Here is a 12201-nt window from a genome sequence, read left to right on the forward strand (position 1 = left end):
GATTATACAAAAAACATTTAATAAATCAATTTTTTTGCCAGGCTTAAACACTCGCATTCCCCAAAGCCTAGCCAAATAAAAGGGTTGTCAATAATAACATTTTAAAATACAATGTTTTCAACAATTGAATTGAAATATTCCTCTGCTTTTGTAAACCTTCTTCACTAACTTTGATCGCTAACGAGCTTTCCAGCAAGAAACAATAAATCCTTTAAAGAAAGCCTATGCCCACTTTTACTACTCGAAAAAATAAAATAGTTTTAACGGATTATAACTATCGTAGAGACATTGAAAATCGTCTCTTTATGGCAGAGTTATCGATTTTGGAAGTTGATGTCTTGCAAGAAATTATTAATGGTTCGTTGAAAACCACCCTCACTACTCTTGCAGATAATTTGGAGATCGCTCCCTCTAAACTTCGCCCTATTTTAGATAAATTAGCCAAAAGCGGCCTTTTTCAAATTCAAGGAGATGGGGTGCTCGTTGATAAAGAGATGCGTAAGTATTACGAGGCGCATATTATCAAATTCGATGATGACTTTCGTCCTGACATGGAGTATTTACAAGGATTATTAAGTAAAGCACCCATTCATGCCCTTCCCTCCTGGTATGCCATCCCCCGTAGCTCAGACAATATCTTTAACTCTATTATAGAAAAGTTTTTGTTCACCCCAAAAATTTATGAACGTTATTTACAAGATCTCGTTTTCGATAACCCTATCCTAAGCTCGATTGCAAAACAAGTATTTGCAGCTCCCGATTATAAAATTAGTGCAGGCGCACTTATAGAAAAATTTGGCCTTACTAGAGAGCAATTTGAAGAGTATATGCTTTTCTTAGAGTTTAGCCTAGTTTGCTGCCTTCGCTATGTTAAGACTCAGGATGTTTGGGAAGAGGTCGTTACCCCTTTTCATGAATGGCATGAGTTCTTATTATTCGTTCAAAATACTAATCCAGTAGCTATTCAAGATGCTACCCCTATTACCGCTGTCTATGAAAAAGAGTTTGGATTTTTAAATGAATTGAATGCTTTTGTAAAAAAATTGCTAAAAAAAAGTATTTCTCTTACCCAGGCTCCTAAAGATTTGTTAGAAATAGCCCTTTTATTGGAAATTGCCAAACAAGAAAAGCAAAAAATTGTGGCATCAGCTTATACGGAAGACTGGCTTAAGAAAACTCGCGCAGACCAAGCCATCATCCTCTATCGACAGTCACTGAATCGCTTGATCGCTAATGAGCAGTTTACATCTTTTTCTGAAAAAGATTTACGCGAAGTCGAAAAAAGTCTTAAAAATTTTGCTCATGGAAAGTGGGTTTACTTCGAGGATTACATCAAAGGTTGTTTGGCTGCCGTAGGAAGTGTTTTACCTACTTCTTTGGTTAATAGAGGTAAAAGATGGAAATATAGCACTCCTAATTACAACGAAGAGGAAAAGCAATTTATAAAACTTATCACCTGCGAATATCTCATGCAAGCAGGCATGGTGGCTACGGGCTATCACCAGGATAAACTATGTCTTTGCTTAACCCCTTTTGGTCGTCTCTCTTTAGGTTAGCAGGCAATACGAATGATAAACCTCTTACTTAAAGTTCTTCGGTGGAGGTTATAAAAACTTGCCCTAAAGTTTTTAAGTGGATCAAAAGTTTTTGCCGGCGTGTAGTATCTAAGCTAACCCCTACATCGTCAATCAACATTAAAGGCAGTTCTTGGCTTAATTCCCGTAGCCGCTGCCATTCCGCTAATCGAAGAGCCATGACGCAACTACGCTGTTGCCCTTCACTTGCAAACAAACGCACTTCACGATCGCCTATCTTTATTAACAAATCATCACGATGGGGGCCATACAAAGTCATCCCCACTTCTTTTTCGCGTACACGAAGCTTATCCCATTGCTGCAGATAATGTTGACGCAAAAGCTGCATATCCTTTATTTGGCGGCTACTATTTTTATATTCCAAACTCAAAGGCGCAGTCTCTGCGGTTAACATTCCGTATAACCCATTTCCCCATTTTTGTAGATCTGCAATCGTTTGCTCTCTTTGCAGGGTCACATAAGCTGCGGCTCCTGCCATCTCTTGCTCCCAAGTTTGGATAGCAAGCATTTCGTTTTTCTTTAATAAAACATTACGTTGCCTCATAGCGCCTATATAGCGCGTCAAATAATGTACATATAAAGGATCTATCTGGGCAATCTGCAGATCGAGAAAATGCCGCCGCAATAAAGGAGAACCTTTTATTAAAGAAGTACTGTCAGGAGTTAAGACGACTCCTTGTAAAATGCCTAATAGGTTAGCTACTGACGAAAAAGCTGTACTATTATGTATAATTTTTCGCTCACTGCCATCATAAAGAATTTTGAGTGTTTGCGCTATGCCTTGCTTAATGAAGCATGCTTCAATATGAAAATACTTTTGCCCATATTGAATCATATCGGAAATTTGCTGCGTACGGAAAGATCGGCCATTTATTAACAGCTGGATCGCCTCTAAAATAGTTGTTTTACCATAAGCATTAGGGCCTACAATCGTATTAATTGCGGGGGTAAAGTCAAAAGTGGCCTCCTCATAACGACGGAAATAGCGTAAATATAGCTTTTGAAGAAAAAGACCACTACTCAACTTTATAACCTCTTATTTTAGCTAATCTTCACTCAAGCGCATAGGCATTAACACAAACAGCGAGCTTTGTTCTGATTCTTTCTCCTCTTCATTTTGGTCATAATTAAAGTCACTAATCAAGCCAGGATTATAAGGATCAGTAATTCCCAGGGAAATAGTTTCATTTTTACTATGACGCAAAATATCTAAAAAGAAATGAGGGTTAAAAGCAATTTCTAACTTCTCCCCTTTATAATTAACCGGCATACTTACTTTACCTTCTCCTATTTCCATCGTGTTTGCTGTCAATTTCAACTCACCTTCGTCGAAAGTAAAACGAACGGAGTGATTATTTTCTGCAGCAAATAGAGAAATTTGGCGCAATAAAGTCATCAATTCTTCACGGTGGAGATTGACGGTTATCCCAGTTTGAGAAGGGATGACACGGTTAACATCAGGATACTCTCCTGCTAATAGTTTACTAATAATAGTCGTATTAGAAGCTTTGATAGCAATTTTGTCCTGCATTAAAAACACTATAGCTTCGCCCTCTTCTTCCAGATTTTTAAGAATTTCCTCTACCGCCTTAAGAGGAATCACGTAAGTACCTTGGAAAGATGGATCAATATTAAGGGTAGTTTGGGATTTTGCTAGACGCTTTCCATCCGTTCCAATAAAGGAAGCTGTTCCTCCCTGTACTTGCAAACATACTCCTGTGAGCACATAGCGATTGTCTTCACGAGAAACTGCAAAAGCTGTACGATAAAGCATGTCTTTCAAAATTTTTTGTTTAATTTTGAAATGCACGGCATCTGTCACATTAGGTAAGGCGGGAAACTCATTTTTGTTCATTCCATTTAACTTAAAGCGCGAAGTTTGAGCATTAATTTCAGTGATTTCATTTTCTGAAGTAGTAATTTCCACATTCATCGCTGTCAACTCACGTATTAACTGAGCCAAGCGCTTAGCAGGCAATGTTGTAGATCCCTCCTCAAGAATTTTTGCTTCAGTAAAGCAGCGGACGCCTACTGTTAAATCTGTAGCTGTAATAATGAGCTCATTATTAATAGCTTCGATCAAAAAGTTAGAAAGAATAGGAATAGTAGATTTTTGAGCAACCGCATTAAGACACTTATTAATTAAATAATTAAGCTCTTGTGTGGCTATGACGAATTTCATAGATAATTCCTTAAGCTAAATAAAAGAGAGACTCAAGATAAGTGACCATAAGCTCTTTGTCAAGCAATAAACATAGATGCTTTATGTGTTTATGCTTGCCTATCTAAAAAAATGCGAAAACCAAAGAATTTATAGATTGGAAAGGTTATAAAGGCCTTAAGAGATATTGACTCTGCAATCTCTCTTGCTTCGTTTATGCGCCTTCATTTAATATATTTGCATATGAATAATAAATCTTCTGATCTCGTATCTAATAAACGCGCTTTCCACCATTTCGAAATTCTCGAAACTTTTGAAGCAGGTATTGCCTTAGAAGGCACAGAAATCAAATCGCTAAGAGACAATGGGGGTAGCTTGCAAGAATCTTATATCAAAGTGATTAACAGGGAAGCATGGCTTATTGGGTCCCATATTGCACCTTATAAGTATGGCAATATTCACAATCATCTGGAGACTCGTGACCGCAAGCTTCTTTTACACAAAAGGGAGATCTTTAAACTACGCGAAAGCGTGCAGGAAAAAGGTTTAACGATTGTAGCTCTTGCCCTTTATTTAAAAGAGGGAAGAGTGAAAGTAAAAATTGCTATTGCTAAAGGAAAAAAGTCTGCTGATAAACGAGAAGCCATTAAAGAAAGAGACGAAAAACGCTATATGCAAAAAATGCTGAAGAGCCGTTAATTCCCTAAGGCTTACGGAAAGCTTTCTTTAAATTTTTATATATAATTAAATGCTTAGACTGAAAATTATTTCTATTGGTAAAACAAAAGAAGAATGGCTCAATGACGCCATCCAAAAATATGTTAAACGTCTATCCCCTGTCTTAAACTTTGAATTCGTAGAAGCTAAAAATAATGCACAGCTTCAAGAGCTCATTTCAAAAGAAAAGAGGGTGATCTGTTTAGATGCGGCAGGCCAACTTTTAGATAGCGAAAAATTTTCTAGCTTTCTGCAGGTTCAATTTATAGAAGGCGGCTCGCGCTTGACACTAGTTATTGGAGGAGCAAGTGGATTGCCTGAGAACATCAAACTTTCCTACCCTTGCCTTAGCCTCTCCCCTTTAACGATGACTCATCAAATCATTAGATTAGTACTCATAGAACAAGTCTATCGAGCTTTTGAAATTGCTAAAGGCACTCCTTACCATAAATAAGCTAAGCTTTTCTCCATCCACTCGTTATGCTAACCACAATAAAGGAACGCCTTTTGCTTTTATTGCCCGTAAGCTCTCTATTAACTTCGATCCTCTAAAGGCTTTGTAAAAGCAAGCCTAAAATAGATCATGGCGCCATTAATAAGAGCAGAGCCAATGGCTACATCGATTAAGCCGCGAATGTCTGCAGGTATGCCTAAATATTTCATAGAGAAACCAAGTCCCATCATCCCCGCTAAAAGAATATAATATTTGGAATCATATATATTCTGTAAATAGGTAGGATTAGGCAAAGTATAAATCCTTTCTACCCCTTTAACGGCCGCTTTACCCAACACATAACGTCCTTTGGAATAACCTATAATCAATCCTACTGCAATCAGAAACACCATAGTATTTTCTGCATTTGAGAAAACAGAAGAAAAAAGATTAAGCAAAGGATAATTATTTTTTTCTAGAAAACGCATATCTTGGACCGCGTGAAGTAAAAAATTTAGCCCCAAGGAAAGTAAAAAGCTTCCAACCGCTAACCAGATAACCCCTGAAAAAATAATTAATGTTTTGTGGCTCAATTTTAACATATTTTCCTCTCCTACATGATAATCATAAAAAAGAAATTTAACCTATTGAGAGATATAAGATAAAGAAAAAAGGAAGGGTTAAATGATAGACAAATAAAGGCCATTTTTTTATATCTTTTCTAAATTTGAGAAAAAAAGCTCTGAAGTTATACATACTCATTATCTAGTAAGAGGTGCTAAATTTCAAAATTCATTAGGCAGGAAAGTGAGATAAGCCTTTTTACTCATTTGATTGGCCTCCTATGTGAAGTTGCTTCACCCTTATTTTTTAGGGTATATATTCCTGTCACCTGGCAAGCTATCGGCTATCTTAAAATTAAAGCTGTGAGGAAGGAGACCAATGAAGCTGCTGAAGCTATTAGAGAGTGCATTAAAACGCAAGTATGGATGTTAAAATATAGTCCCTCAGAAGGTTTGATGGCTTGTAAGCTTCTTTCACATAGAATTGCAGCAAGCTTTATCTCAGATGTTGACTTACCTTCTTTTGAAAAGGGATATATTTTTTTACTGGATAAATTACAAGGTAGCTAAGATGATTCGTGGCATTGGTATTGACATTATTGAAGTGGCTCGTATTGAGGCAAACATACATAAGTATGGCCAAAAGTTTCTTGATAAGGTTTTCACCGAAGAAGAGCAAAAGTATTGCCAATCCTTTCGGCAATCGAGTAAAAATTTTGCAGGTAGATTTGCTGCTAAGGAGGCGGTTGTAAAAGCTTTAGGCACGGGCTTAACCGGAGGCCTGAGTTGGACAGATCTCTCTATCCTTAATAATGAACAGGGTAAACCCTATCTTGCTCTTACAGACACCTTTAAGAAACATTTCAAAAACCCTCTTATTCATATATCCATTAGCCATTGTCAAGAATACGCGACTGCCACAGCTATTTGGGAAGAATAAATCTATAAAAAGGGACTATGTTTGCCGTCCTATCGTCTAGCCTATACATCCAACAAAACACGCTGCATAAAATCAAAATTAACTTCTTAATTCTCTAGGAGGCATCTGTTATAAAAAGAGGTTAAAATAGTAAGCGTTTGGTAGAAGACAGAAAATGCTAAGGCGATGCTAAGGTTAAAACAGGTAAATTGAATGGTTATCGCAAAACTTACCGAAATTCCTATAAAGCTGCAGCTTAAAAAAATTGCCTACCTTATTGGTTATACCTATTTAATGGCCTATTTCCAATATTTTCTTGCATGTTTTATTTCTTTCATATACTTTTTAGAAATTATCAAAAACATGCGTGACACTTAAAAAGGCCATACAATGAATCCTAGCTCTTCTATCAGCATTGAACATTTACCTAATGAAATACTAGTCAATATTTTAAAGATTTATGCTAGACCTTCCTTATTTAGTGTTTGTTGTACACGATGGCGACATCTTATGGCTACGGAAGTCATGCCTGATCTTTATAAGCAAATAGGTAAGATGCATGCTCCTGATAGAGATGTTAACGAGCAGGCTCTTATTTTAGATAAGATTTACATGCTAGAAAATGAGCCTTCTGCGGTAGAAAAGGTAAAAGCAATCTTTAAGCAAACCTTTACTCTAGTTAAGTCTCTTTCACCTCTAGAATTTAATGATGATTCTAAGGAAAACATATATTTCACATCAGCTAATTACTCGTCTTATCTATTAAATATTAATCGCTTCTTAATGTGGAAAAAATTACCCGGTGGAGAGGAATACTTAGACCAAGAAGGAATCAAGAGTTTATCCTTAGCAAAAAAAGGAGAGCTTTTTAGAAGTTGGATTGAAAGCCACAGCAAAGATATGACGAGCTTACAATTAGAAGGAATCAGCTTAACCTTTTTACCTCCAGAGATAGGGCAGCTATCAAAACTGCAAGAGCTTGGATTAAGCAACAACCGACTTACCACTCTTCCGGTAGAGATAGGGCAATTATCGCATCTGCAAGCGCTTAACTTAATTAGCAATCAGCTCACATGCCTTCCGGCAGAGATAGGGCAAATGCTGCACCTGCAAACGCTTGGATTAGATCACAACCAGCTTACCAATCTTCCAGCAGAGATATGGCTGCTATCTCAGCTGCAAACGCTTGGATTAGATCACAACCAGCTTACCTCCATTCCTGCAAAGATAGGGCAGCTATCTCAGCTGCAAACGCTTTTTTTAAACAACAACCAGCTTACCTCCCTTCCTCCAGAGATAGGGCAGTTATCTCAGTTGAAAGAGCTTATCATAGGCAACAACCAACTTACCACCCTTCCTGTAGAGATAAGGCAGCTATTGCAACTGCAAGGGCTTAGCTTAAACAGTAACAAACTTAAGTCTCTTCCCGCAGAGGTATGGCATCTATCGCAGCTACAAAATCTTGGATTAAGCAACAACCAGCTCACCAACATTCCTGCAGAGATAAGGCAGCTATCACAGCTACAAAATCTTGGATTAAGCAACAACCAGCTCACCAACATTCCTGCAGAGATAAGGCAGCTATCACAGCTGCTAGAGCTGGGCTTAGATGGCAACAAACTTAAGTCTCTTCCCCCAGAGATATGGCATCTATCGCAGCTACAAAAGCTTGGCTTAGACGGCAACAAACTTAAGTCTCTTCCCGTAGAGATAGGGCAGCTATCACAGCTGCAAGAGCTTGACTTACATGGAAACCGGCTTACCACTCTTCCTATAGAGATAGGGCAGCTATCACAGCTGCAATGGCTTGACTTACATAGAAACCAGCTCTCCACTCTTCCTACAGAGATAGGACAGCTATCACAGCTGCAAGAGCTTGACTTACATGGAAACCGACTAGCCACCCTTCCTACAGAGATAGGGCACCTATCACAGTTGCAATGGCTTGACTTACATAGAAACCAGCTCTCCACTCTTCCTACAGAGATAGGACAGCTATCACAGCTGCAAGAGTTTGACTTACATAGAAACCAGCTCGCCGCTATTCCTGCGGACATAGGGCAATTATCCCAGCTCAATAAACTTTACTTAGACCGCAACCAGCTTACCTCTCTTCCGGCAGAAATATGGCAGCTATCACAACTACAAGAGCTTGACTTACATGGAAACCGACTAGACACCCTTCCCGCAGAGATAGGACAGCTATCACAACTACAAGAGCTTGACTTACATGGAAACCGACTAGACACCCTTCCCGCAGAGATAGGACAGCTATCACAGCTACAAGAGCTTTACTTAAGCAACAACCAGCTTACCTTCCTTCCAGCAGAGATAGGGCAGCTATTGCAGTTGCAAAAACTTGAATTAGATCACAACCGACTCACCACCCTTCCTGCAGAGATAGGGCTACTGTCTCAGCTGCAAGGGCTTCAACTGAAGGAGAATCCGCTAGGAAGCATCCCAGATGAAGTAAGGCGGCGTTTTTGCCTTTAGCTGAAAAAGTTTGTTCCTTCATCACCCAATAAGCTAAAGAAACGTATTGATATTCTTAGAAGGTTTTAAGGATACAAACAAACCTTCCGGCCTATCAAGAGACATTAACATCGAAAGTTTTCTTTATTAAAGATTCTTTATCAGCCTATTACATTTCTCTATTTTTAAATTTAAAGGCTAAGAATCTGTCTCTAAAATTTTCTTGTACATTCTGTTTTATTCATGTATGTTTTGCTCTAAAAAACTCATAAAACTTGTCTGACACTTAAAGAGACCCCATAATGAACCCTAGCTCTTCTATCACCATTGAACATTTACCTAATGAAATACTAACCCCTATTTTAAAGGCCTGCGCTAGCCCTTCCTTATTTAGCGTGTGTGGAAGATGGTACCATCTCCTAGCTAATGAAGTCATGCCTTCTCTTTATAAGCAAATAGGCAAAGTGCATGTTCCTCAAGGAGATGTTAACGAGCAGGTTCTTGCTTTAGATAGAATCTATAAGCTAGAAGAAGAGCTTTCTAAAAAAGCAAAGGTAAATGCAATCTTTAGGCAAATCTTTACTTTAGCCCGCTCGCTTTCACCTTTAGAGTTTAAAGAAGGACTTAAGGAAAATAGATATTTCACATTGGCTAATTACTCCTCTTATCTATTAAATATTAATCGCCTCTTAATGTGGAAAAAATTACCCCGTGGAGAGAAATACTTAAATCGAGAAACAATTAAGTACTTACCTTTAGAAAAAAAAGGAGGGCTTTTTAGTAATTGGATTAAAAGGCATGGCAAAAAACTTACGAAGCTAGACTTACAAGGAATTGGCTTAACCTTTTTACCTCCAGAGGTAGGGCAATTATCAAACCTGAGGGATCTGGAGTTAAGCGACAACCAGCTCACCACTCTTCCGGCAGAGATAGGGCAGCTATTGCAGTTACAAAAGATTATCTTAAGCAGCAACTAGCTTACCTCCCTTCCGACAGAGATAGGACAGCTCTCTCAGCTGCGGCGGCTTGACTTAAACAACAACAAACTTACTTTCCTTCCTTCAGAGATAGGACGACTCTTGCAGCTGCAATGCCTTAGCTTAGATCACAACCAGTTTTCCTCTCTTCCGGTAGATATATGGCAGCTATCTCAGCTACAAGAGCTTGGCTTAAGCAGCAACCGACTCACCACACTTCCAGTAGAGATAAGGCATCTGTCTCAGCTGCAAGTGCTTGATTTAAGTAGCAACCAGCTTACCTCTCTTCCGGTAGATATATGGCAGCTCTCTCAGCTACAAGTGCTTAATTTAAGCAACAACAAACTTACCTCCCTTCCTACAGAGATATGGTATCTATCACAGCTACGAGCGCTTGGCTTAAACAACAACCAGCTCACCACCCTTCCTGCAGGGATAGGGCTACTGTCTCAGCTGAAAAAACTTTACTTAAAGGATAACCAGCTTACCTCCCTTCCGGTAGAAATAGGGCAGCTATTGCAACTGCAAGATCTCGACTTAAAAAGCAACCAGTTTACCAATCTTCCTGCAGAGATATGGCAGCTCTCTCAGCTGCAATACCTTTACTTAGACGGCAACCAACTTACCACTCTTCCTTCAGAGATATGTCAGCTATCGCAGCTAAAAGAGCTTGGCTTAAACAACAACCAGCTTACCTCCCTTCCGAGAGAGATAAGGCAGCTCTCTCAGCTGCAAGCGCTTGATTTAAGCAGCAACCAGCTTACCTCCCTTCCAACAAAGATAGGGCAGCTCTCTCAGCTGCGACAGCTTGGCTTAAACAACAACCAACTTACTACTCTTCCGAGAGAGATAAGGCAGCTCTCTCAGCTACAAGGGCTTGGTTTAAGTAGCAACCAGCTTACCTCTCTTCCGGCAGAAATAAGGCGTCTCTCTCAGCTGCAAGTACTTATTTTAAACAACAACAAACTTAACTCCCTTCCAACAAAGATAGGGCAGCTCTCTCAGCTGCGACAGCTTGACTTAAACAATAACCAGCTTACCTCCCTTCCGACAAAGATAGGCCAGTTCTCTCAGCTGCAAGTACTTGATTTAAGCAACAACAAACTTACCTCCCTTCCGACAAAGATATGTCAGCTATCACAGCTAAAAGAGCTTTACTTAGAACACAACCAACTCACCAATCTTCCTAAAGAGATAGGGCAGCTATCACGGCTACAAGAGCTTTACTTAAGCAACAACAAACTTACCTTCCTTCCGACAAAGATGGGGCAACTATCCCAGTTGCGAAAGCTTGGATTAAATCAAAACCAGTTTACCTTCCTTCCAGTAGAGATAGGGCAGCTATCTCAGCTAAAAGAGCTTGGCTTAAACAACAACCAGCTCACCACCCTTCCTACAGAGATAGGGCAGCTCTCTCAGCTACAAGTGCTTGGTTTAAGTAGCAACCAGCTCACCACTGTTCCGGCAGAGATAGGGCAGCTATCTCAGCTGCAAGTACTTAATTTAAATAACAACAAACTTACCAACCTTCCTAAAGAGATAATGCAGCTCTCTCAGCTGCAAAGGCTTATCTTAGGCAGCAACCAATTCACCAATCTTCCTAAAGAGATAGGGCAGCTATCTCAGCTACAAGAGCTTGGCTTAAACAACAACCAGCTCACCACCCTTCCTGCAGGGATAGGGCTACTGTCTCAGCTGAAAAAACTTTACTTAAAGGATAACCAACTTACCTCCCTTCCGGTAGAAATAGGGCAGCTATTGCAACTGCAAGATCTCAACTTAAAAAGCAACCAGTTTACCTCTCTTCCAGCAGAAATAGGTCAGCTCTCTCAGCTGCAAGTACTTAACTTAAACAACAACAAACTTACCAACCTTCCTACAGAGATAGGGCACCTCTCTCAGCTGCAAGGGCTTGGCTTAGACCACAATCAGCTCACCAATCTTCCGGTAGAGATAAGGCAGCTATCTCAGCTAAAAGAACTTGGCTTAAACAACAACCAGCTCACCACCCTTCCTATAGAGATAGAGCAGCTTTCTCAGCTACAAGTGCTTGGTTTAAGTAGCAACCAACTTACCTCTCTTCCGGTAGAGATATGGCAGCTGTCTCAGCTGCAAGTACTTAACTTAAACAACAATCAGCTCACCACTGTTCTGGGAGAGATAGGGCAGCTCTCTCAGCTGCAAGGGCTTGGATTAAATCAAAATCAGCTTACCTTCCTTCCAGCAGAAATAGGGCAGCTATCACAGCTACAAGAGCTTGCCTTAAGCAACAACCAGCTTAACACTCTTCCTGCAGAGATAGGGCATTTATTCCAGCTCAGTAAACTTTACTTAGACAGCAACCAGCTTATCTTTCTTCCGGCA

At 39.6% G+C, this 12201-nt stretch carries 11 protein-coding genes; 8 read left to right on the forward strand and 3 right to left on the reverse strand.

Going from position 1 to position 12201, the window contains the following annotated elements; translation table 11 throughout:
• The first annotated feature begins 224 nt into the window (after positions 1–224).
• Positions 225–1556, forward strand: a complete 1332-nt coding sequence (locus DB41_RS05500; RefSeq protein ID WP_039385227.1) for a hypothetical protein — start codon at positions 225–227, stop codon at positions 1554–1556.
• A 28-nt stretch (positions 1557–1584) separates the two neighbouring features.
• Here the strand turns inward: DB41_RS05500 and DB41_RS05505 are convergent, their stop codons facing one another.
• Both DB41_RS05505 and dnaN read right to left on the reverse strand, forming a co-directional pair.
• On the reverse strand, positions 1585–2619 hold the full coding sequence (locus tag DB41_RS05505; protein WP_039385229.1) for a DNA replication/repair protein RecF: 1035 nt from the start codon (positions 2617–2619) through the stop codon (positions 1585–1587).
• A 21-nt stretch (positions 2620–2640) separates the two neighbouring features.
• Positions 2641–3777 (reverse strand): DNA polymerase III subunit beta, encoded by a 1137-nt coding sequence (dnaN, locus tag DB41_RS05510; RefSeq protein WP_039385231.1) that lies wholly within the window; start codon positions 3775–3777, stop codon positions 2641–2643.
• Positions 3778–3999: 222 nt separating this feature from the next.
• Between dnaN and smpB the strand changes: the two genes are divergently transcribed.
• The gene (gene smpB, locus DB41_RS05515) at positions 4000–4455 is read left to right on the forward strand and encodes an SsrA-binding protein SmpB (protein ID WP_039385262.1); all 456 of its coding nucleotides are present in this window, start codon (positions 4000–4002) and stop codon (positions 4453–4455) included.
• A 49-nt stretch (positions 4456–4504) separates the two neighbouring features.
• Complete coding sequence (locus DB41_RS05520) at positions 4505–4927, forward strand: 23S rRNA (pseudouridine(1915)-N(3))-methyltransferase RlmH (RefSeq protein WP_039385233.1); 423 nt, start codon at positions 4505–4507, stop codon at positions 4925–4927.
• An 80-nt stretch (positions 4928–5007) separates the two neighbouring features.
• On the opposite strand, the gene DB41_RS05525 is transcribed toward DB41_RS05520, so the two are convergent.
• Positions 5008–5508, reverse strand: coding sequence for a hypothetical protein (locus DB41_RS05525; protein ID WP_039385235.1), 501 nt, complete (start codon positions 5506–5508; stop codon positions 5008–5010).
• 228 nt (positions 5509–5736) lie between these two features.
• On the opposite strand from DB41_RS05525, the gene DB41_RS05530 reads away from it, so the two are divergent.
• The 5 genes from DB41_RS05530 to DB41_RS05550 form a co-directional block, all read left to right on the forward strand.
• A complete protein-coding gene (locus tag DB41_RS05530) occupies positions 5737–6039 on the forward strand; it encodes a hypothetical protein (RefSeq protein WP_039385237.1) in 303 nt (100 codons plus the stop codon).
• A gap of 1 nt (position 6040) precedes the next feature.
• The gene (gene acpS / locus DB41_RS05535; protein ID WP_039385238.1) at positions 6041–6409 is read left to right on the forward strand and encodes a holo-ACP synthase; all 369 of its coding nucleotides are present in this window, start codon (positions 6041–6043) and stop codon (positions 6407–6409) included.
• 369 nt (positions 6410–6778) lie between these two features.
• The gene (locus DB41_RS05540) at positions 6779–8881 is read left to right on the forward strand and encodes a leucine-rich repeat domain-containing protein (protein ID WP_052243937.1); all 2103 of its coding nucleotides are present in this window, start codon (positions 6779–6781) and stop codon (positions 8879–8881) included.
• Positions 8882–9162: 281 nt separating this feature from the next.
• Entirely contained in the window at positions 9163–9837 is a 675-nt protein-coding gene (locus DB41_RS10770) for a leucine-rich repeat domain-containing protein (protein WP_052243938.1), read from the forward strand.
• 39 nt (positions 9838–9876) lie between these two features.
• A partial coding sequence (locus DB41_RS05550; protein WP_255350919.1) for a leucine-rich repeat domain-containing protein occupies positions 9877–12201 on the forward strand: 2325 nt, incomplete at its 3' end.

Origin of the sequence: Neochlamydia sp. TUME1, assembly GCF_000813645.1 — a bacterium.
Lineage (GTDB): Bacteria > Chlamydiota > Chlamydiia > Chlamydiales > Parachlamydiaceae > Neochlamydia.

Bases quoted from the DNA above. Each gene is read 5' to 3' on its own strand.
- DB41_RS05500 (WP_039385227.1), top strand. From the start codon at position 225: ATGCCCACTTTTACTACTCGAAAAAATAAAATAGTTTTAACGGATTAT.
- dnaN (WP_039385231.1), bottom strand. From the start codon at position 3,777: ATGAAATTCGTCATAGCCACACAAGAGCTTAATTATTTAATTAATAAG.
- smpB (WP_039385262.1), top strand. From the start codon at position 4,000: ATGAATAATAAATCTTCTGATCTCGTATCTAATAAACGCGCTTTCCAC.
- DB41_RS05520 (WP_039385233.1), top strand. From the start codon at position 4,505: ATGCTTAGACTGAAAATTATTTCTATTGGTAAAACAAAAGAAGAATGG.
- DB41_RS05525 (WP_039385235.1), bottom strand. From the start codon at position 5,508: ATGTTAAAATTGAGCCACAAAACATTAATTATTTTTTCAGGGGTTATC.
- acpS (WP_039385238.1), top strand. From the start codon at position 6,041: ATGATTCGTGGCATTGGTATTGACATTATTGAAGTGGCTCGTATTGAG.
- DB41_RS05540 (WP_052243937.1), top strand. From the start codon at position 6,779: ATGAATCCTAGCTCTTCTATCAGCATTGAACATTTACCTAATGAAATA.
- DB41_RS10770 (WP_052243938.1), top strand. From the start codon at position 9,163: ATGAACCCTAGCTCTTCTATCACCATTGAACATTTACCTAATGAAATA.